The 20,508-nt window shown below is 72.2% G+C and carries 18 protein-coding genes; 14 read left to right on the forward strand and 4 right to left on the reverse strand.

All coding sequences use genetic code 11. The features are described 5' to 3' along the window. Window positions 1-72: 72 nt before the first annotated feature. Together ACIGO6_RS28950 and ACIGO6_RS28955 are read right to left on the reverse strand one after the other, a co-directional pair. Window positions 73-1,707, reverse strand: coding sequence for a PucR family transcriptional regulator (locus tag ACIGO6_RS28950; protein WP_399881406.1), 1,635 nt, complete (start codon window positions 1,705-1,707; stop codon window positions 73-75). Between the two features lie 272 nt (window positions 1,708-1,979). Continuing rightward, window positions 1,980-3,782, reverse strand: coding sequence for a glycoside hydrolase family 15 protein (locus ACIGO6_RS28955; RefSeq protein ID WP_399881867.1), 1,803 nt, complete (start codon window positions 3,780-3,782; stop codon window positions 1,980-1,982). A gap of 557 nt (window positions 3,783-4,339) precedes the next feature. Between ACIGO6_RS28955 and ACIGO6_RS28960 the strand changes: the two genes are divergently transcribed. The 12 genes from ACIGO6_RS28960 to ACIGO6_RS29015 all read left to right on the forward strand — a co-directional run bounded on the left by ACIGO6_RS28960 (window position 4,340) and on the right by ACIGO6_RS29015 (window position 17,730). Next, window positions 4,340-6,016 carry a CTP synthase gene (locus ACIGO6_RS28960; RefSeq protein WP_399881869.1) on the forward strand — a complete coding sequence of 559 codons (1,677 nt, stop codon included), beginning with the start codon at window positions 4,340-4,342 and terminating at the stop codon, window positions 6,014-6,016. A gap of 86 nt (window positions 6,017-6,102) precedes the next feature. Then, a complete protein-coding gene (locus tag ACIGO6_RS28965; RefSeq protein ID WP_399881408.1) occupies window positions 6,103-6,738 on the forward strand; it encodes an NUDIX domain-containing protein in 636 nt (211 codons plus the stop codon). 180 nt (window positions 6,739-6,918) lie between these two features. After that, on the forward strand, window positions 6,919-8,946 hold the full coding sequence (locus ACIGO6_RS28970; protein ID WP_399881410.1) for a tetratricopeptide repeat protein: 2,028 nt from the start codon (window positions 6,919-6,921) through the stop codon (window positions 8,944-8,946). Window positions 8,947-9,087: 141 nt separating this feature from the next. Then, window positions 9,088-10,212 (forward strand): alanine dehydrogenase, encoded by a 1,125-nt coding sequence (gene ald, locus ACIGO6_RS28975; protein WP_399881412.1) that lies wholly within the window; start codon window positions 9,088-9,090, stop codon window positions 10,210-10,212. Between the two features lie 411 nt (window positions 10,213-10,623). Continuing rightward, window positions 10,624-11,754, forward strand: a complete 1,131-nt coding sequence (locus tag ACIGO6_RS28980) for a ParA family protein (RefSeq protein ID WP_399881414.1) — start codon at window positions 10,624-10,626, stop codon at window positions 11,752-11,754. A gap of 41 nt (window positions 11,755-11,795) precedes the next feature. Then, window positions 11,796-12,311: a hypothetical protein gene (locus ACIGO6_RS28985; protein WP_399881871.1), complete on the forward strand. Its 516-nt coding sequence runs from the start codon at window positions 11,796-11,798 to the stop codon at window positions 12,309-12,311. 18 nt (window positions 12,312-12,329) lie between these two features. Continuing rightward, the gene (locus ACIGO6_RS28990; protein WP_399881416.1) at window positions 12,330-13,370 is read left to right on the forward strand and encodes a segregation and condensation protein A; all 1,041 of its coding nucleotides are present in this window, start codon (window positions 12,330-12,332) and stop codon (window positions 13,368-13,370) included. Continuing rightward, a complete protein-coding gene (gene scpB, locus ACIGO6_RS28995; RefSeq protein WP_399881418.1) occupies window positions 13,367-14,026 on the forward strand; it encodes an SMC-Scp complex subunit ScpB in 660 nt (219 codons plus the stop codon). Before ACIGO6_RS28990 ends, scpB begins: the two co-directional genes overlap by 4 nt. Then, window positions 14,026-15,141 carry a pseudouridine synthase gene (locus ACIGO6_RS29000; RefSeq protein WP_399881420.1) on the forward strand — a complete coding sequence of 372 codons (1,116 nt, stop codon included), beginning with the start codon at window positions 14,026-14,028 and terminating at the stop codon, window positions 15,139-15,141. Before scpB ends, ACIGO6_RS29000 begins: the two co-directional genes overlap by 1 nt. Window positions 15,142-15,235: 94 nt before the next feature. Continuing rightward, on the forward strand, window positions 15,236-15,955 hold the full coding sequence (locus ACIGO6_RS29005; protein WP_399881422.1) for an NUDIX hydrolase: 720 nt from the start codon (window positions 15,236-15,238) through the stop codon (window positions 15,953-15,955). Next, window positions 15,952-16,974 carry an ADP-ribosylglycohydrolase family protein gene (locus tag ACIGO6_RS29010; RefSeq protein ID WP_399881424.1) on the forward strand — a complete coding sequence of 341 codons (1,023 nt, stop codon included), beginning with the start codon at window positions 15,952-15,954 and terminating at the stop codon, window positions 16,972-16,974. The genes ACIGO6_RS29005 and ACIGO6_RS29010 overlap by 4 nt, the downstream gene beginning before the upstream one ends. 3 nt (window positions 16,975-16,977) lie before the next feature. Then, window positions 16,978-17,730 carry a DNA polymerase beta superfamily protein gene (locus ACIGO6_RS29015; protein WP_399881426.1) on the forward strand — a complete coding sequence of 251 codons (753 nt, stop codon included), beginning with the start codon at window positions 16,978-16,980 and terminating at the stop codon, window positions 17,728-17,730. Here ACIGO6_RS29015 and ACIGO6_RS29020 read toward each other — a convergent pair. Together ACIGO6_RS29020 and ACIGO6_RS29025 are read right to left on the reverse strand one after the other, a co-directional pair. Next, the gene (locus ACIGO6_RS29020; protein WP_399881428.1) at window positions 17,656-18,399 is read right to left on the reverse strand and encodes a DNA polymerase beta superfamily protein; all 744 of its coding nucleotides are present in this window, start codon (window positions 18,397-18,399) and stop codon (window positions 17,656-17,658) included. The genes ACIGO6_RS29015 and ACIGO6_RS29020 overlap by 75 nt on opposite strands. Window positions 18,400-18,422: 23 nt before the next feature. Beyond that, window positions 18,423-18,821 carry a Rieske (2Fe-2S) protein gene (locus tag ACIGO6_RS29025; RefSeq protein WP_399881430.1) on the reverse strand — a complete coding sequence of 133 codons (399 nt, stop codon included), beginning with the start codon at window positions 18,819-18,821 and terminating at the stop codon, window positions 18,423-18,425. A 153-nt stretch (window positions 18,822-18,974) separates the two neighbouring features. On the opposite strand from ACIGO6_RS29025, the gene aroH reads away from it, so the two are divergent. Next, window positions 18,975-19,337, forward strand: a complete 363-nt coding sequence (gene aroH, locus ACIGO6_RS29030; RefSeq protein ID WP_399881432.1) for a chorismate mutase — start codon at window positions 18,975-18,977, stop codon at window positions 19,335-19,337. Next, window positions 19,334-20,419 (forward strand): prephenate dehydrogenase, encoded by a 1,086-nt coding sequence (locus ACIGO6_RS29035; protein WP_399881434.1) that lies wholly within the window; start codon window positions 19,334-19,336, stop codon window positions 20,417-20,419. Before aroH ends, ACIGO6_RS29035 begins: the two co-directional genes overlap by 4 nt. Window positions 20,420-20,508: the final 89 nt, after the last annotated feature.

The raw sequence follows: 20,508 nt of genomic DNA on the forward strand, positions 1-20,508 counted from the left end.
GCACCAGACGCCGCGGGGCCCGCCCTCCGGGCGGACGACGGGAATTGTCAGACAGGCCCTAGGGGCCCGGGCCTAGGGCACGTGCCGGCGGGCGCGCAGGGCCAGGCTCAAGGCGAGGACGGTCTGCGGGTCGTCGAGGTCCGTGCCCAGCAACTCGCCGATCCGCGCCAGCCTGTTGTAGAGCGTCTGCCGGTTCAGGTGGAGCTCGCGTGCCGTCTCCGCCTTGCGGCCCGCGTGTGCCAAGTACGTCTGGAGCGTGGGCAGCAGCGGCGGCTTGGAGCGGTTGTCGTGGTCGCGGAGCGGGCCGATCGCCCGGTCCACGAACGCCGCGAGATCCGGATGGTCGCGCAGCCGCCACAGCAGCAGGTCGATGTCCAGGCGCCGGGCGTCGTACCAGGGCCGGTCGATGAGGCCCTGGGCGGCGGTCGCCGTCTCCGCCGCGTGCCTGAGGCCCGCCGACGCCGCCGCCCAGCCGCCGGCCACCCCGACGACCACCACGGGCGGCTGCGACCCCGGCGGCTGCATCCCGGCCCGCTCCACGCCCGCCCGCAGCGCCGCCGCGACCCGGTCCGCGACCGCCGCCCGCTCCGACTCCGAGCGCAGGCCCAGCAGGAGCGGGACCCGGCCCTCCACGGGCCGTACGCCCAGCAGGACCGGCACCCCCACCGACGCCAGCTCCTCGGCGACCGCGCGCGCCAGCACCGCCCAGCCGCCGCCGGCGGGGGACAGGGTGTCGCCGAGCCGCATCACCACCGGGAGCAGCGGGCTGTGGCCCGGCTTGAAGCCCAGGACCCGCGCCTGCGCCGGGGCGTCCGCCGCGGTGATCCGGCCCTCGGCGAGGTCGGTGAGGAAGTCGCCGCGTCCGCGCGCCGCCAGCTCCTCCTCCTGCCGCGCCTGCATCAGCACCACGGCGAGGATGCCGGCCGCCCGCTCCGCCGCCATCCGGTGCACCGGCGCGAGCGGGGACCGTACGGGGAGCAGGACGAGCCGGGCGCGGACCGAACCGGCGCCGGGGCCGCCGCCGGGCACGTCCACCAGGACCGAGCCCGCGGGGGGCGGGGCGTCCTTGTGCGGGCCGCGCAGCCCCTCCCACACCTGGAGCGGGTCGGCGCCCTCGGGGCCGGATCCGGCGGCGTAGAGCAGCCGGCCGTCGGGGGTCTCCAGGAAGACGGGGTTGTCGCCGAAGCCGGCGAGGATGCCGAGCACCTGGGGCACCCCGCCGCCGCCGAGCAGGGCGTCGGTGCAGCGGCGGTGCACCTCCTCGGCCCGCTGGAGCAGCGCGTAGTGGCCGTTGACGATCTCGGTGTGGATCTCCTCGGTGACCGTCACGAACGGCACCTCGCGGTGCAGCTGGACCAGCGGCAGGCCGGCCGTTCGGGCCGTGTCCACGAGGGCGGCGGGGAGTCGCGCGAAGCGCGGGCCGAGTTCCACGACGAGGGCTGCGATGCCGCGTTCGGCGAGGGTGCGGACGAACGCGCGTTGTTCGGCGGGGCGGGTGCCGAGGCCGTAGCCCGTGGTCAGGAGGAGTTCGCCGCCCTTGAGGAGGGAGGCGATGTTGGGGACCTCGCCGGCGTGGACCCAGCGCACGGTGCGGTGCAGGCGGTCGGCGCCGGCGAGGATCTCCGGGAGGCCGCTGCGGAGGCCTGGGAGCTCCAGGGCGCGCTGCACGGTGATCCCCGAGGGTGGGGGTGCGCTGGGGGTGTTCATGCAGCGGACGGTACCTGGGGGTGCCGGGCGGGTACATCTCCGGGCGCCCGGTGCTGCATGGGCGCCCGGGGACGGGGTGGGCCGGAGGTGGGTCGCGCGGCCCGGCGCTGCGGAGTGCCTCCCCCACTCTCGGCTTCGCTCGAGCGGGGAGGACCCCCACTGCCCACCCGTGCCGCCCCTGGGGGTACCTCCCAGGCCGTTCAGGCACTGGGGGAGGCACGACTGCCCGCAGCTGCGCGCGCGACTGCCCGCAGCTGCGGGCAAGGAGTCCGTCAGCCCCCGTAGGCGCCGCTCGCCGTCAGCCTCAGGGCCGTGTCGATCAGGGGGACGTGGCTGAAGGCCTGGGGGAAGTTGCCGACCTGGCGCTGGAGGCGGGGGTCCCACTCCTCGGCCAGGAGACCGAGGTCGTTGCGCAGGGAGAGGAGCTTCTCGAAGAGCTTGCGCGCCTCGTCCACCCGGCCGATCATCGCCAGGTCGTCGGCCATCCAGAACGAGCAGGCCAGGAACGCGCCCTCGTCGCCGGGCAGGCCGTCGACGCCCTCGTCGCCGCCCTCCGTCGGGTAGCGCAGGATGAAGCCGTCCGACGTGGACAGCTCGCGCTGGATCGCCTCGATGGTGCCGATGACCCGCTTGTCGTCCGGCGGCAGGAAGCCCATCTGCGGGATCAGCAGCAGCGAGGCGTCCAGCTCCTGGGAGCCGTAGGACTGCGTGAAGGTGTTGCGTTCCTTGTCGTAGCCCTTCTCGCACACGTCCCGGTGGATGTCGTCGCGCAGCTGCTTCCAGCGCTCCAGCGGGCCGTCGGCGTCGCCGGACTCGATCAGCTTGATGGTGCGGTCGACGGCGACCCAGGCCATCACCTTGGAGTGCACGAAGTGGCGGCGCGGGCCGCGCACCTCCCAGATGCCCTCGTCCGGCTCCTGCCAGTGGTCCTCCAGGTAGCGGATCAGCTTGAGCTGGAGCACGGAGGCGTAGTCGTTGCGGGACAGGCCCGTCATGTGGGCCAGGTGCAGGGCCTCGGTGACCTCGCCGTAGACGTCCAGCTGGAGCTGGTGCGCGGCGCCGTTGCCGACCCGGACCGGCGTCGAGCCCTCGTATCCGGGCAGCCAGTCCAGCTCCGCCTCGCCGAGCTCGCGCTCGCCGGCGATGCCGTACATGATCTGCAGGTTCTCCGGGTCGCCGGCGACCGCGCGCAGCAGCCACTCGCGCCAGGCGCGGGCCTCCTCGCGGTAGCCGGTGCGCAGCAGCGAGGACAGGGTGATCGCCGCGTCGCGCAGCCAGGTGTAGCGGTAGTCCCAGTTGCGGACGCCGCCGATGTCCTCCGGCAGGGAGGTGGTGGGCGCGGCGACGATGCCGCCGGTGGGGGCGTACGTCAGGGCCTTCAGCGTGATCAGGGAGCGGACCACGGCCTCCCGGTACGGGCCGTGGTACGTGCAGTGCTCGACCCACTCGCGCCAGAAGTCCTCCGTCGCCTCCAGCGACTGCTCCGGCTCCGGCAGCCCCGGCGGCTCCTTGTGCGAGGGCTCCCACGAGATGGTGAACGCGATCCGGTCACCCGGAGCGACCGTGAAGTCCGCGTACGTGGTGAGCGCCTTGCCGTAGGTCTCGGCCTCCGTGTCGAACCACACGGAGTCGGGACCGGCGACGGCCACCGTGCGCCCCTCCTGCTTGTGCACCCACGGGACCACCCGGCCGTAGCTGAACCGCATCCGCAGCTCCGAGCGCATCGGCACCCGGCCGGAGACGCCCTCCACGATCCGGATCAGCTGCGGCGCGCCGTCGCGCGGGGGCATGAAGTCGATCACCCGGACCGTGCCGCGCGGGGTGTCCCACTCGGACTCCAGGATCAGCGAGTCGCCGCGATAGGTCCGCCGGGCCGCGGTGGGCGGTTCGGCACCGGGGGCGTAGGCGGGTCCGAGCCGCCAGAAGCCGTGTTCCCCGGTGCCCAGGAGACCGGCGAAGATGGCATGCGAGTCGAAGCGGGGCAGGCACAGCCAGTCGACTGTGCCGTCCCGGCAGACCAGGGCGGCGGTCTGCATGTCTCCGATGAGTGCGTAGTCTTCGATGCGCCCGGCCACGTGCAACTCCAGTCGAACGGCCACGTCACCCCGCGTGGGGGCGGTCGCTAGTGCGGTCAAGGGTGGGATCAGGGATATGTCATGCGTCGTTGAGCCATGAAGCAAAGCAGCCGTCCGGCCGTGAAGCCAAACGCTGTGCCGCAAACGACAATTGTTGCTCAACGAACTGGTGCTCAACGAACTGCCGAGCTCTCGTTGTTCCGGCGGTGACGGACGGGGGGTGGTGCCGTGTCGCCGGGGCCGGCTCGGCAGCGAACGTCCGAGCAGGATACGACGCACGTAGATGATCTGTGTGCTGCTCCGGACAACGCGGGTCCGCCGAACGAGTGAGCGCCGGGTGAGGAAACGGTGAGCCACGCGTCTGCGTGTCCGAACGTGCGCGGAGGGTGGCCGGAAGCCGTCGCCCCGAGGCGCTGATACGCTGGTAGCCCGTGGACCGGTGGGAGGAAAACCCCGGAACCGCAGCGACGGCGCCGCCGCCGACAACCCGGGACGACCGGGTCGGACGACGGACGCACCGCACCCCAGATCGCGACCACGGGAGCCCCCTCTTGGCCATGCCGCCCGCTGCTTTTCGAAACAGCACAGCTTCGACGACCAAGCACATCTTCGTCACCGGGGGTGTCGCCTCCTCGCTGGGCAAGGGGCTGACCGCCTCCAGCCTCGGCATGCTGCTCAAGGCACGGGGTCTGCGCGTCGTGATGCAGAAGCTCGACCCGTACCTCAATGTCGACCCTGGCACGATGAACCCCTTCCAGCACGGTGAGGTCTTCGTCACCAACGACGGCGCCGAGACCGACCTGGACATCGGACACTACGAGCGTTTCCTCGACCGCGACCTGGACGGCTCCGCCAATGTCACTACAGGCCAGGTCTACTCGACGGTGATCGCCAAGGAGCGGCGCGGCGAGTACCTGGGCGACACCGTGCAGGTCATCCCGCACATCACCAACGAGATCAAGCACCGCATCCGCCGCATGGCGACGGACGAGGTGGACGTCGTGATCACCGAGGTCGGCGGCACGGTCGGCGACATCGAGTCGCTGCCGTTCCTGGAGACCGTCCGCCAGGTCCGGCACGAGGTCGGCCGGGACAACGTCTTCGTGGTGCACATCTCGCTCCTGCCGTACATCGGCCCCTCGGGTGAGCTGAAGACGAAGCCGACCCAGCACTCGGTTGCGGCGCTGCGCAACATCGGTATCCAGCCGGACGCGATCGTCCTGCGCTGCGACCGCGAGGTGCCGACCGCGATCAAGCGCAAGATCTCCCTGATGTGCGACGTCGACGAGGCGGCCGTGGTGGCCTGCCCCGACGCCCGCTCGATCTACGACATCCCCAAGGTCGTCCACACCGAGGGCCTGGACGCCTATGTCGTCCGCAAGCTCGACCTGCCCTTCCGCGACGTCGACTGGACGACCTGGGACGACCTGCTCGACCGCGTCCACAACCCCGACCACGAGATCGTCATGGCGCTGGTCGGCAAGTACATCGACCTGCCCGACGCCTACCTGTCGGTCACCGAGGCGCTGCGCGCGGGCGGCTTCGCCAACAAGGCCCGCGTGAAGATCAAGTGGGTCACGTCCGACGACTGCAAGACCCCGGCCGGCGCCAAGGCGCAGCTCGGTGACGTCGACGCCATCTGCATCCCGGGCGGCTTCGGCGACCGTGGTGTGCTCGGCAAGGTCGGCGCGATCAAGTACGCCCGCGAGAACAAGATCCCGCTGCTGGGCCTCTGCCTGGGCCTGCAGTGCATCGTGGTCGAGGCCGCGCGCAACCTGGCCGGCATCACGGACGCCAACTCCACCGAGTTCGACCCGGCCACCGGCCACCCGGTGATCTCCACCATGGCCGAGCAGCTGGACATCGTGGCCGGCGAGGGCGACATGGGCGGCACCATGCGGCTCGGCATGTACCCGGCCAAGCTGGCCGAGGGCTCGATCGTCCGCGAGGTCTACGACGGCAAGGAGTACGTCGAGGAGCGGCACCGCCACCGCTACGAGGTGAACAACGCCTACCGCGCGGAGCTGGAGAAGAAGGCCGGGATCCTCTTCTCGGGCACCTCCCCGGACGGCAAGCTCGTCGAGTACGTCGAATACCCCCGTGACGTCCACCCCTACCTGGTCGCCACGCAGGCGCACCCGGAGCTGCGCTCGCGCCCGACCCGCCCGCACCCGCTCTTCGCCGGGCTGGTCAAGGCCGCGGTCGAGCGGAAGACGGGGAAGACGTCGAAGTAACACACCAGTTGTACGGTGGCCGGGGCGCGCGCATTCAAACGCGCGGGCCCCGGCTTTTCGCGTACGTCTGGAAGGGCAGGTCAGGCATGACGGGCAGCACCATCAAGGACATCCCCGAGGAGTGGGAGGTCCGGGACACCCGGACGCCCTTCCGGGGCAAGAAGACCTCCGTCCGCACGGACGACGTGGTCATGCCCGACGGCTCCGTGGTGACCCGCGACTACCAGGTCCACCCCGGCTCCGTGGCCGTCCTCGCCCTGGACGACGAGGGCCGGGTGCTGGTCATCCGCCAGTACCGGCACCCCGTGCGCGAGAAGCTGTGGGAGATCCCCGCCGGTCTGCTCGACGTCCCCGGCGAGAACCCGCTGCACGCCGCGCAGCGCGAGCTGTACGAGGAGGCGCACGTCAAGGCCGAGGACTGGCGGGTGCTGACCGACGTCTACACCACCCCCGGCGGCTGCGACGAGGCCGTACGGATCTTCCTCGCCCGGGAGCTGTCCGAGGCCGACGGCGACCGCTTCGAGGTCGAGGACGAAGAGGCCGACATGGAGCTCGAGCGGGTGCCCGTCGCCGACCTGGTCCGGGGTGTGCTCGCGGGTGACCTGCACAACAACTGCCTGGTCGTGGGCGTGCTCTCGCTCGTCGCGGCCGAGCAGGGCGACGGGCTCGACGCGCTCCGCCCGGCTCAGGCGCCGTGGCCGGCGCGTCCCTTCGAGGTCTGACACCACTACCTGGCGCCCCTACCTCACGACCCTGTGCGGTGTGACCATCGGCTGATCCGATCGGGGGATGTGCCCGCCGCGCTCCGCCGGGAAGGTCGCAGAGCGTGAACTAGGCTCGGGAAACGCCCGAACCGGGGTTCCGGCGGGCGCCGGCGTGCGGTGGGATCGGGAGTGTGGCCCGTGACGGATCAGGCGGTGGACACGGACGGCGTACGGCTGTCGGACGACCCTGCTGAGAAGAGTCGGTTCCTGGGCCGCACCCGGGAATTGAAAGAGCTGTGCGCCGACATCGAACGGGCGGGTCTGGACACCCTCTCCGGTCGCAAGGCCCCCCGGGCGCGCGTACTGCTCATCGCCGGCCGGCCCGGTTCCGGTCGCACCGCGCTTGCCGAAGAACTGGCCGCCCAGGTCGCCGACCGCTACCCCGACGGCGTGCTGCGGGCCCGGCTGAGCGAGCCGGACGGCACCCGCGTGCCCGTCGCACGCCTGGCCCGGGAGCTGCTCACCGAGCTGGACCGCCCCGCCCCGCCCGGCGCCGACGAGGACGACCTCACCGAGGCCCTGCGCACCGCCCTCGCCGACCGCCGGGTCCTGCTCCTGCTCGACGACGCCGCCGATGCCGAGCAGGTCGACGCGCTGCTGCCGGACACGCCGGGCTGCCTGGTCGTCGCGGTCGCCGAGGGCCCGCTGACCGGCATCGCGGACGTCCGCCCGTGCACACTGGGGGGCCTCGACACCAAGTCGGCCCTGGAACTGCTGTCCCGGCACACGGGCGCGGTCCGCATCACCGTCGACCCCCGGGCCGCCGAGCAGCTGGTCGAGGTCTGCCAGGCCCAGCCCGCCGCCCTGACCCTGGCCGGCGGCTGGCTCGAGGCCCGGCCCCAGTCCGCCGTTGCCGACCTCGCCAAGCACGTGCGCTCCGAGGGTGACGAGGGCACCCCGCTCACCCGGGTCTTCCGCCTCGCCTACGCGTCGCTGCCCGGCACCGCCGCCCGGACACTGCGCCTGCTCTCCCTCGCCCCGGCCGGCCTGGTCGACCCGCACACCGCCTCCGCGCTCGCCGGCTGCTCCGTGACGGGCGCCCGCACCGTCCTGGACGACCTCGTCGCCCTCGGCGTCCTGCACGCGGTCGACTCCCCGCTGCCCGAGTACCAGGTCCCCGGCTGCCTGCACGCCCAGCTGAGGGCCCTCGCCGAGGCCCATGACCGCCCCGCCGAGCTCCAGCTCGCCCGCGCCCGCATGCTGGAGCGGACGGTACGCCTGCTCCAGTCCTGCCGTGCGGTCACCGAGACCGACAGCCCGCAGGCCCGCGAGAAGCTCCTCGCGATGCCGCGCGCCCTGCGCTTCCCCAGCCCGAGGGCCGCCGCCGACTGGCTGCGCGTCCGCCGTCCCGCCCTGCTGGCCGCGGCCCGTCTCGCGGTCGCCGACGGGGAGCTGGACACCCTCGCCCGGAGACTGATGTCCCAGCTGGTCCGGGCCATGGTGGCCCACTTCGGCACCCAGGCGGCGGCGCCCGACCTGTACGGCATCCACCGCCTCGTCCTCGACGTGGCCGAGCGGCGCGAGCTGCCCCGCGAGAAGGCGGCGGCCCTGCTGAACCTGGCCGACCTGGACGCCCGCACCGGCCGTACCGCCGAGGCCCTGGTGCGCTACCGGGCCGCGCTGGACGCCGGACGCGAGGCGAACGACCCGTACGCGACCGCCCGCGCGATGGAATCCGTAGGCGGCGCCCACCTGGAGCTCGGGGACTACGACCGGGCCGCCGACTGGTTCGGCCGGGCCCTCGCCCAGCGGCTCGCCCGGGACGAGCGCGCCGACGCCGCCCGGATCTACGGCCGCGTCGCCACCGCCCACACCTACGCCGGCCGCTACGGCGAGGCGCTGCGCAGCTGGCGCGCGGCGGTCGCCGGGTACCGCAGGACCGGCGATCTCCCGGCCCACGCGCGGGCGTTGAGCGAGCTGGCCCGTGTCCAGGAGTACGCCGGACGCCCCGAGGAGTCGCTGCGCACCTGCCAGGAGGCCGTCGAATGGGCCCGCCGGGCCGAGGACGTCCGGCTCCAGGCGGCGCTGCATCTGCGGCTGGCCGACACCCTCGACCGACTCGGCGACCCCACGGCGGCCGGCCTGCAGCGGAGCGTGGCTGATCAGATGTTGAGGGAAGATCCCGCCGATGCCTGCGAAATCCGCAGCACACTGACTGAAGATTGATGCTTTGAAAGGCTAGACAGCGGGAACACCTTCATTAGACTGGCTCTGCCGCACGTTCTTGCGGTCTCTCCCGGTGTGCCCGCCCCTGGACGGGTATGCCTTGTAATAGCCGTAATAGCCCCATCAACTGAGCCAAGGACCGTGATCCACGTGAAGGTCGGCATTCCCCGCGAGGTCAAGAACAACGAGTTCCGGGTGGCCATCACCCCCGCCGGCGTCCACGAGCTGGTGCGCCACGGTCACCAGGTCGTCGTCGAGCGCGACGCCGGTGTCGGCTCCTCGATCCCCAACGACGAGTACGTGGCCGCCGGCGCGCGGATCCTCGACACCGCCGACGAGGTCTGGGCCGCCGCCGACCTGGTGCTGAAGGTCAAGGAGCCCATCGCGGAGGAGTACCACCGCCTCCGCAAGGACCAGACGCTCTTCACCTACCTGCACCTGGCCGCCTCCAAGGAGTGCACGGACGCGCTCATCGAGTCCGGCACCACCGCGATCGCCTACGAGACGGTCGAGCTGCCGAACCGCGCGCTGCCGCTGCTCGCCCCCATGTCCGAGGTCGCGGGCCGGCTGGCCCCCCAGGTCGGCGCCTACCACCTGATGGCCGCCAACGGTGGCCGCGGTGTGCTGCCGGGCGGCGTCCCCGGCGTGCTGGCCGGCAAGGCCGTCGTCATCGGCGGTGGCGTCTCTGGCTGGAACGCCGCGCAGATCGCCATCGGCATGGGTTTCCACGTGACCCTGCTCGACAAGGACATCAACAAGCTCAAGGAAGCCGACAAGATCTTCGGTACGAAGATCCAGACGGTCGTCTCCAACGCCTTCGAGCTGGAGAAGGCCTGCCTGGAGGCCGACCTCGTGATCGGCGCCGTCCTGATCCCGGGTGCCAAGGCCCCGAAGCTGGTCACCAACGAGCTGGTGTCCCGGATGAAGCCCGGAAGTGTTCTTGTCGACATCGCGATCGACCAGGGCGGCTGCTTCGAGGACTCCCACCCCACCACGCACGCCGAGCCGACCTTCCCGGTCCACAACTCGGTCTTCTACTGCGTCGCCAACATGCCCGGCGCGGTGCCCAACACCTCCACGTACGCGCTGACCAACGCCACGCTGCCGTACATCGTGGAGCTGGCGAACCGCGGCTGGGCCGACGCGCTGCGCCGCGACCCCGCGCTGGCCAAGGGCCTCAACGCGCATGACGGCAAGGTCGTCTACCGCGAGGTCGCCGAGGCGCACGGCCTGGAGCACGTCGAGCTGGACTCGCTGCTCGCCTGAGTCGCTCGCCGGTCACTCGCCCAAGTCATCAAACGGTAAAGGCGATACGTCAACAGACGTCGTCAACGCCACACACCCGGCCGGACCTTGCCCGACAAGGTCCGGCCGGGTGTGTGTATGGTCACTTTGCGATTCTCGGCCAACTCGCCTCGAACGTAACGCTTCAACCGATTCGCGCACCGGTGAAACCTGCTGTGCGACGGCCGTACGCCCTTGACAGGGGGATGTTTCATTGCCGACACATCGGGCCGGGTCCGGCGGATTGTGTTGCTGCGGACGGCCGACACGCCATAGAGTCGCCGAACGTCGGCATGGTGCCACGCTGACCTGTCTAGAAGTTTCCTGGTCACCAAGGAGGTAAGACGACTTGTGAATGAGTCGACATTTACTCCCGGGGGTGGTCAACCAGGAATGCCTGCACGGGCCGAGGGCCCCGGGCGTCTCGAGGCTGTCGGCTCCGTCGCTGTGCGCACCTTCACAGCCGCCCACCAGAGTCCGCAGGCAACTCAGACAGCACACATGAGTATGGATGGCCAACACGTGAACGCCATGGCCGGCGACGGAAGTGGCGCGCCCCGCAACCACTTCGCCGACTACGACGAACTGCCCGAGGGGCACTTCTACGACCCGGACGCGGAGTACGAACCGGATCCCGAGTACGCCGCCACGCTCGCGCCCGACGCGGCCCGCCAGCGCCGTGAGCGCATCGGTCCGACCGGACGCCCGCTGCCGTACTTCCCGATCCCGGGCCCGCTGACCGATCACGGTCCCGCGAAGATCATCGCGATGTGCAACCAGAAGGGCGGCGTGGGCAAGACCACGTCGACCATCAACCTGGGTGCCGCGCTCGCCGAGTACGGGCGCCGGGTGCTGCTCGTCGACTTCGACCCGCAGGGCGCGCTGTCGGTCGGTCTAGGCGTCAACCCGATGGAGCTCGACCTCACCGTCTACAACCTGCTCATGGAGCGGGGCATGGCGGCCGACGAGGTGCTGCTGAAGACCGCGGTCCCCAACATGGACCTGCTGCCCAGCAACATCGACCTGTCGGCGGCCGAGGTCCAGCTGGTGAGCGAGGTCGCGCGCGAGTCCACGCTGCAGCGGGCGCTGAAGCCGCTGATGGACGACTACGACTACATCGTGATCGACTGCCAGCCCTCGCTCGGCCTGCTCACGGTCAACGCGCTGACCGCCGCGCACAAGGTGATCGTGCCGCTGGAGTGCGAGTTCTTCGCGCTGCGCGGTGTGGCGCTGCTGACCGAGACGATCGAGAAGGTCCAGGAGCGGCTCAACCCCGACCTGGAGCTCGACGGCATCCTCGCCACGATGTACGACTCGCGCACGGTGCACAGCCGTGAGGTGCTCGCGCGGGTCGTCGAGGCGTTCGACGACCACGTGTACCACACGGTCATCGGGCGCACGGTCCGCTTCCCGGAGACCACGGTCGCCGGTGAGCCGATCACCACGTACGCGTCCAACTCCGTCGGTGCCGCCGCCTACCGCCAGCTCGCCAGGGAGGTGCTCGCCCGGTGTCACGCCGAGTGAGTCTGCCGGGGGCCGACGAACTCTTCCGTACGACAGGGGGGATGGCGCTCCAGGCGTCCACCCCGCGGCGACCGGCGGGCGGCGAAGCCCGGGTGCCGGCACCGGCGGGGGAGAGCGACCAGGCGGCCGCCGAGGACGCACCGCAGTCCGTGCCCGCGCAGGGCGGTGACGGCGAGGGCGCCGAGCACACCGCGGCGGACGCGGAGCCGGGCTCCGCGGGCGAGCCGCACAGCCGGAGCGCGGAGCGCTCCGCGCGGGGCGCCGGGCCGGGTGCGGGAGCGCAGGAAGGTTCTGCCGCCGCCGGCCAGCCCCGCAAGCGCGGCCGGGCCGCCGCACGCCGCCCCAGCGGCCGTGAGCGCCACGACGAGAAGATCACCGTGTACGTCTCCGCCGAGGAGCTCATGGACCTCGAGCACGCCCGCCTCGTGCTCCGGGGCGAGCACGGGCTGGCCGTCGACCGCGGCCGCATCGTCCGCGAGGCGGTCGCCGTGGTCCTCGCCGACCTGGAGACCCGGGGGGATGCCAGCATCCTCGTACGACGGCTGCGCGGGCGCTAGCGGTAGCCTGCGGGGGCCATGACCTCGAACGACGCCCCCCGCCCCGGCGCCCGCGCCGGCCGTCGGCGTGCGCTGGGGAGAGGGCCGGCAGAGCCGCGGGTGCCCCCACCGGCCCCTCCAGTCCCGCCGGCCCCTCCAGTCCCGCCGGGCTCTCCAGTCCCGTCGGACCCTCCGGTCCCGCCAGTCATCGAGACGCCCGAGGCACGTGAGACGCCCGAGGCGTCCGAGGCGCAGTCCGACGACGGTGGCGGCGGTGTCTTCAAGGTGCGGCTCGCCAACTTCGAGGGGCCCTTCGACCTGCTCCTCCAGTTGATCTCCAAGCACAAGATGGACGTCACCGAGGTCGCCCTGTCCAAGGTGACCGACGAGTTCATGGCGCACATCCGGGCGATGGGGCCGGACTGGGACCTCGACGAGACGACCGAGTTCCTGGTCGTGGCGGCGACCCTGCTCGACCTGAAGGCGGCCCGGTTGCTGCCCGCCGCCGAGATCGAGGACGAGGCCGACCTGGCGCTGCTGGAGGCCCGCGACCTGCTCTTCGCCCGGCTGCTCCAGTACCGCGCGTACAAGCAGATCGCCGAGATCTTCAACGAGCGGCTCGAAGCCGAGGCCCGACGGTACCCCCGTACCGTCGGCCTGGAACCCCACCACGCGGAGCTGCTGCCCGACGTCGTCATCAGCATCGGGCCGGAGGGCTTCGCCAAGCTCGCCGTGAAGGCGATGCAGCCCAGGCCCAAGCCGCAGGTGTACGTCGAGCACATCCACGCGCCCCTGGTCAGCGTGCAGGAGCAGGCGGGCATCGTCGTCGCCCGCCTGAGGGAGCTGGGCGAGGCCAGCTTCCGGGTGCTGGTCGAGGACACCGAGGACACGCTGACCGTCGTGGCCCGCTTCCTCGCCCTGTTGGAGCTGTACCGGGAGAAGGCCGTCGCGCTGGACCAGGAGACCGCGCTGGGTGACCTGCTGGTGCGCTGGACGGGAGGCGACGAGGACACCGAACCGGTGGTGACCGACGAGTTCGACCGGCCGCCCGAGGCGCCGAAGGAGGAGCAGAAGGCGTGAGTGAAGAGACCACGGAGGTTCCGGGCGGGCCCGCTGCCGTCGCCGCCCTCGACCTCAAGCCCGCCCTCGAAGCCGTCCTCATGGTCGTGGACGAGCCCGTGACCGAGGAGCACCTCGCGAAGATACTCCAGCGGCCCCGGCGGCAGATCGCGGACGCCCTGCGCGAGCTGGCCGACGAGTACACCGTCCAGGGCCGCGGCTTCGAGCTGCGCCTGATCGCCGGCGGCTGGCGTTTCTACAGCCGTCCCGAGTACGCCGCCGCCGTCGAGGGCTTCGTCCTGGACGGCCAGCACGCCCGCCTCACCCAGGCCGCGCTGGAGACCCTCGCGGTGGTCGCCTACCGCCAGCCGGTCAGCCGCAGCCGCGTCTCCGCGGTGCGCGGCGTGAACTGCGACGGCGTGATGCGCACCCTCCTGCAGCGGGGTCTGGTGGAGGAGGCGGGCACGGAACCCGAAACAGGTGCGATCCTGTACGTGACGACGAACTACTTCCTGGAGCGGATGGGCCTGCGCGGCCTGGACGAGCTCCCGGAGCTCGCGCCCTTCCTCCCGGAGGCCGCGGCGATCGAGGCCGAGACACTGGAAGCGGTGCCGTCGTTCGATCCGGACGCCCCGGATTCCGATTCCGGGGACGCAGACGACAAGACGGAACTTTGATGCGAAGCAGCAGCGGCAGGAACAGCAGCGGAAACAACGGCGGGAGCCGTGGTGGCAACAGCGGCGGCCGCGGCGGGAGTGGCGGTGGCCGCGGCAACTACCGCGGTGCCGGTAACAACCGCGACGACAAGCAGGGCGGCCGTCCCAAGAAGCCGCGCCCGGAGGAGCGGCGCTACGACGTGGGCCCCGGCGCCACCAAGGACGGTCCGAAGTCGGGCCGCGGCCCCTCGGCCCGCGGCGGCGCGAAGGGCGGTCCGAAGCGGCCCCAGCAGCGCGGGCGCAGCGCCCCGGCCACGTCCCGCGAGTACGAGACGCGGGCCGAGGAGCGCAACCGTGAGCGGTACGCGGGCAAGAAGGACGTCAAGCTGCCCAAGACCTTCCCGGGTGCCGAGCAGGAGGGCGAGCGGCTGCAGAAGGTCCTCGCGCGCGCGGGCTACGGCTCCCGGCGTGCCTGCGAGGAGCTGATCGAGCAGGCCCGGGTCGAGATCAACGGCGAGATCGTGCTGGAGCAGGGCCGCCGCGTCGACCCGGAGAAGGACGAGGTCAAGGTCGACGGCCTGACCGTCGCCACGCAGTCGTACCAGTTCTTCTCGCTCAACAAGCCCGCCGGTGTCGTCTCCACCATGGAGGACCCGGAGGGCCGCCAGTGCCTCGGTGACTACGTCACCAACCGCGAGACCCGCCTCTTCCACGTCGGCCGGCTCGACACCGAGACCGAGGGCGTCATCCTGCTCACCAACCACGGCGAGCTGGCCCACCGCCTGACCCATCCCCGCTACGGCGTGAAGAAGACCTACCTCGCGCACATCGTGGGCCCGATCCCGCGCGACCTCGGCAAGCGCCTCAAGGACGGCATCCAGCTGGAGGACGGGTACGCGCGCGCGGACCACTTCCGGGTCGTGGAGCAGACCGGCAAGAACTACCTGGTCGAGGTGACCCTCCACGAGGGTCGCAAGCACATCGTGCGGCGCATGCTCGCGGAGGCCGGCTTCCCGGTCGACAAGCTGGTGCGCACCGCCTTCGGTCCCATCACCCTGGGCGACCAGAAGTCGGGCTGGTTGCGCCGGCTGTCCAACACGGAGGTCGGGATGCTGATGCAGGAGGTCGAGCTCTAGTCGACCCGTCGTAACGGTTGGCCCCGAGCAAGGGCTTGTTCCGACCGGCCGCCCCCTTTTATAGTCAGAGTGACTATTAAGGGGGTGGCCGGTCGTGCACGGCTACGACAAACACGCCTTCGAGCCCTTCGCCGTCACCGTCGATCTCGCCGTCCTCACGCTCCGCGCGGGCGCGCTGCACGTGCTGCTCGTCGAGCGGGGCCAGGAGCCGTACGCGGGCCGCTGGGCGCTGCCCGGCGGGTTCCTGCTGCCGACCGAGTCGGCGGAGACGGCGGCCCGCAGGGAGCTGGCCGAGGAGACCGGCCTGGCCGATGTGACGGGGCTGCACCTCGAGCAGCTGCGGACCTACAGCGAGCCCGACCGCGACCCCAGGATGCGCGTCGTGTCCGTCGCGTTCGCCGCCCTGCTGCCCGACCCTCCCGAGCCGCACCCGGGCACCGACGCGGCCGAGGCCCGCTGGGTGCCGTACGAGAAGGCCGAAGGCCTCGCCTTCGACCACGACCGGATCCTGGCCGACGCCCGGGACCGCGTCGGCGCCAAGCTGGAGTACACCTGCCTGGCCACCGCCTTCTGCCCGGCCGAGTTCACGCTCGGCGAGCTGCAGCAGGTCTACGAGACGGTGTGGGGCACCGCCCTGGACCGGCCCAACTTCCGCCGCAAGGTCCTCGCCACCCCCGGTTTCGTCGAACCGGTCCCCGGCGCCGCCCGGCTCACCGGCGGCCGCGGCAAACCGGCCGCGCTGTACCGCGCGGGCCCGGCCACCACGCTGCACCCGCCCCTGCTCCGCACCCCTCGGGAAGGACGCCCCGCATGACCACGACCGCCGTCACCAAGCGCGCCGCCACCGGGGCGCTCACCGGACTCGCCCTCGGGGACGCGCTGGGCTTCCCCACCGAGTTCAACGACGTCCCGTCGATCCTCGCCAAGTGCGGCCCGTGGCGGGAGATGGAGCTGCCCCGGCCCGCGATCGTCACCGACGACACGCAGATGACGCTGGCGCTGGGGAAGGGGCTGCGGACGGCCATGGACCGCGGAGTGCTGGCGCCGGAGGGGATGACCGGGCCCGTACGGCAGGAGTTCATTGCCTGGAACCGGTCGCCGGAGAACAACCGGGCCCCGGGCAACACCTGCCTCACGGCCTGCGGCCTCCTGGAGCGACCGGACCGCCGCTGGCAGGACGCCAGCCAGGTCCACTCCAAGGGCTGCGGCGCCAACATGCGCGTCGCGCCCATAGGACTCGTCCCCGGCCTCAGCGACGAACAGCGCGCCGGCGCCGCCCAGTTGCAGTCCGCCCTCACCCACGGGCACCCGACCGCGCTCGCCGCCTCCGACCTCACCGCGCACGCCGTACGGCTGCTCGCCGAGGGCGCCGAGCCGACCGGGCTGGTCGGGCTGCTGCGGTCGTACGCCTACGACAACCGCACCCGCTACCACGAGCGCTGGCTCGGCGACCTGTGGACCCGCGCCCAGGACCCCACACCCGAGCACTTCATCGCGCGCGGCTGGGACGAGTGCCTGGCGATCCTCGAACGGCTCCGGCACGCGGTGCGCACCGTCTCGCCGGAGACCGACCCGTGTCTGGCGGTCGGTGAGGGCTGGATCGCCGAGGAGGCCATGGCGGCCGGGCTGCTCTGCTTCCTGCTCTTCGTCGACGAGCCGCTGACCGCCCTGCGCCGCGGCGCCTGCACCTCGGGCGACTCCGACTCCATCGCCTGCCTTGCCGGTGCCTTCGCGGGCGCGTACCTCGGCGCCGACGCCTGGCCGTCCTCGTGGGCCGACCGCATCGAGTACCGGGCCGACCTGCTGGCCCTCGGGGCGCTCTGGGACGCTTGAGCGATGATCGACGCCCTCGACATCGACCTGGCCCCGGTGGTGGCCGAGCAGCCCTTCCCGGTGCTGTTCGCCACCGTCTCCGGCGCCCACCTCTACGGCTTCCCCTCCCGCGACTCGGACGTCGACCTGCGCGGCGTCCACCTGCTGCCGGCCGCCGACCTGGTCGGGCTGCGCGAGCCGGAGGAGACGCGGTCGCGGATGTGGGACCGGGAGGGCGTCGAGATGGACCTGGTCACGCACGACCTGCGCAAGTTCGTACGGCTGATGCTGCGGCGCAACGGCTATGTGCTGGAGCAGCTGCTGTCGCCGCTGGTCGTGCACACCACCGGGGCGCACCGGGAACTGGCCGCCCTCGCGCCGGGCGTCCTCACCGCCCACCACGCGCACCACTACCGGGGGTTCGCGAACACCCAGTGGCGGCTGTTCGAGAAGAGCGGTGAGCTGAAGCCGCTGCTGTACACCTTCCGGGTGCTGCTCACCGGCATCCACCTGATGCGCGCCGCGGAGCTCCAGCCCCATCTGCCCACGCTCGTCGACGAGGTCGACGCCGCCCCGGGCTACCTGCCCGACCTGATCGCCGCCAAGGCGGAGCGAGAGCACGGGGACGCCGGCGTCGACCACGCGCGCGTGCGTGCCGACGTGGAGGGGCTGCACGGCGTGCTGGACGGGGCGCAGGCGGCGTCAGCCCTGCCCGACGCGCCCACCGCGTACGACGCCCTGCACGACCTCGTCGTACGGACCCGGCTGGAGCGCTGAGGCGCGGCGGGTGCGGATCAGGAAGGCCTCCACCCGGCGCCGGTCCGGCTCCTCGGGGAGCGGGCTGTGCCGGGCCGCCTCCTCGCCCTCCCGGGCCAGGCGCGCCATCCGCGCCTCCACCTCCGGCCACGGCACCTCGCCGCGCTTCACGGCGAGCAGCGACTCCCGCCGGTCGCCGACGTCGATCGTCAGGACTCCGGTGCGCAGCAGGTCGCGGGCGGTCGTCAGCAGCCGCAGCAGGTGCATGGCGTGCTTCCAGCGCGGGGCGCCGTGCGTGCGCACGTCGGCGTCCAGCTTGCGGCGCTGGCCGTACGCGTAGCGGGTGAACGTCTCGTGGACCCGACGGGACAGGAACGCGCCGCGCAGGGCGAGCAGTTCGCGGCCCGTGTCGTCGGCGTACTCCACGAGCGGGGAGTGCAGGCACTCCAGGATGTTCGGGTTCGCGCGCAGCGCCAGCTCGCAGAAGCGCTCCAGCTCCCAGCTGAACTGCTCCTCCGCCGGACCCTCCACGTGCGTCGGCGGCTTCTCGAAGCGCCAGTACAGCTCGGTGGGCGCGAGGAAGACCCCCCGACGGTCCGTGTCGCTGTCCTCCGTCGCCAGACCGAAGGCGCGCGAGCCCATGACACAGGCGTAGACGGTGTGGTCGCGGACCAGGGTCTCGGGTCGCATGCGGGGGAGCGTACGCGGGCGTCTCACGCCAGGCGGACCGAATTTCCCTCCACGGTGATCTGCTTCTCGGGCAGTGGCTCCGTGGCCGGACCCTGCTTCACCGCGCCGTCGGCGACGGTGAACCGGCTGCCGTGGCAGGCGCAGTCGATGGTGCCGTCCCGCACGTCCGACACGATGCAGCCCTGGTGGGTGCAGACCGCCGAGAAGGCCTTGAACTCGCCCTGCTCCGGCTGGGTCACCACGATCTTCTCGGCCGCGAGGATCTTGCCGCCGCCGACCGGGATGTCCTGCGTCGACGCCAGCTCCTGACCGGCGGAGGGCGCGACCTCCGAGGAGCCGTCGTCCCCGCCGCCGCAGCTCACCGCGAGCGCCGCCGCGCCCGTCGTGAGGAGGGCCGTACGGCGCGTCGGGCTGTGGTTCATGGCGTCACTCCGAGAGGGATGAGGGAGGGCAGACATCGGCAACGGCCAGCGTCTCAGGAGGCGGGCGTCGCGCACCGGCCCCGCGCGGGCTGACTACGCTGGACGGACCAAGAGCCGATACGCCGGCACAACACGTCAGCAAGGAGCATCGCCGTGGCGGTACGAGCGGTCCGGGGCGCTGTCCAACTGGAGCGGGACGAGGCCGGACACATGGACGAGCAGGTCGCGGCCCTGCTGACGGCCGTCCTGGAGCGCAACGGTCTCACCAGCGACGACCTCATCAGCATCTGGTTCACGGCCACTCCCGACCTGCACAGCGACTTCCCGGCCGCCGCGGCCCGGGGGCTCGGCATCACCGACGTCCCGCTGATCTGCGCCCAGGAGCTGGACATCGAGGGCGCCATGCCGCGCGTCGTCCGGATCCTCGCCCACATCGAGTCCGACCGGCCCCGCGCCGAGATCGCCCACGTCTACCTCGGCGCCGCCGCGGCCCTGCGCAAGGACATCGCCCAGTGAGAACCGCACTCGTCATCGGCACCGGCCTGATCGGCACCTCCGCCGCCCTCGCCCTCACCCAGCGAGGCGTCACCGTCCACCTCGCCGACCACGACCCCGAGCAGGCCCGCACGGCCGCCGCGCTGGGCGCCGGCACCGACGAGCTCCCGGTGGGGCCGGTCGACCTCGCGATCGTCGCCGCCCCGCCCGCTCTGGTGGCCGACGTGCTCGCCGACGCCATGGGGCGCGGCGTCGCCCGCGGCTACCTCGACGTGGCCAGCGTCAAGGGCGGCCCCCGGCGCGAGCTGGAGGCGCGCGGCCTCGATCTGTCGTCGTACATCGGCACGCACCCCATGTCCGGCCGGGAGAAGTCCGGGCCGCTGGCCGCCACCGGCGACCTCTTCGAGGGCCGCCCCTGGGTGCTGACCCCGACCCGGGACACCGACACCGAGGTGCTGAACCTCGCCCTGGAACTGGTCTCGCACTGCCGCGCGGTGCCGGTGGTGATGGACGCGGACGCCCACGACCGCGCCGTGGCCCTCGTCTCCCACATGCCCCACCTGGTCTCCAGCATGGTCGCCGCGCGCCTGGAGCACGCCGAGGAGGCCGCCGTACGGCTGTGCGGGCAGGGCATCCGCGACGTCACGCGGATCGCCGCCTCCGAACCCCGGATGTGGATCGACATCCTCTCGGCGAACCCGGGACCGGTCGCCGACCTGCTCACCGACGTCGCCGCCGACCTGGAGGAGACGGTGCGGGCCCTGCGCGCCCTGCAGTCCTCCGACGAGGACAAGCGCCGCGAGGGCGGCAACGGCATCGCCGAGGTGCTGCGGCGCGGCAACGCCGGACAGGTGCGGGTCCCGGGCAAGCACGGCTCGGCCCCGCGGGTCTACGAGACCGTGGCCGTCCTCATCGACGACCAGCCCGGGCAGCTGGCCCGCATCTTCGCGGACGCGGGACGGGCCGGGGTCAACGTCGAGGACGTACGGATCGAGCACGCGACCGGGCAGCAGGCCGGTCTGGTGCAGCTCATGGTCGAGCCGAAGGCGGCCGCCGTGCTGACGGCGGCCCTGAAGGAGCGGGGCTGGGCGCTCCGGCAGTGAGGAGCGGTACCCGGGCGACTGTCGGAGGGGTCCCGCGGAGCCAGTAACCTTGTGCGGGACGCCTTCGCGTCCCGCACACCACCCACCGC

Origin of the sequence: Streptomyces sp. NPDC053750, assembly GCF_044544295.1 — a bacterium.
Classification (GTDB): Bacteria; Actinomycetota; Actinomycetes; order Streptomycetales; family Streptomycetaceae; genus Streptomyces.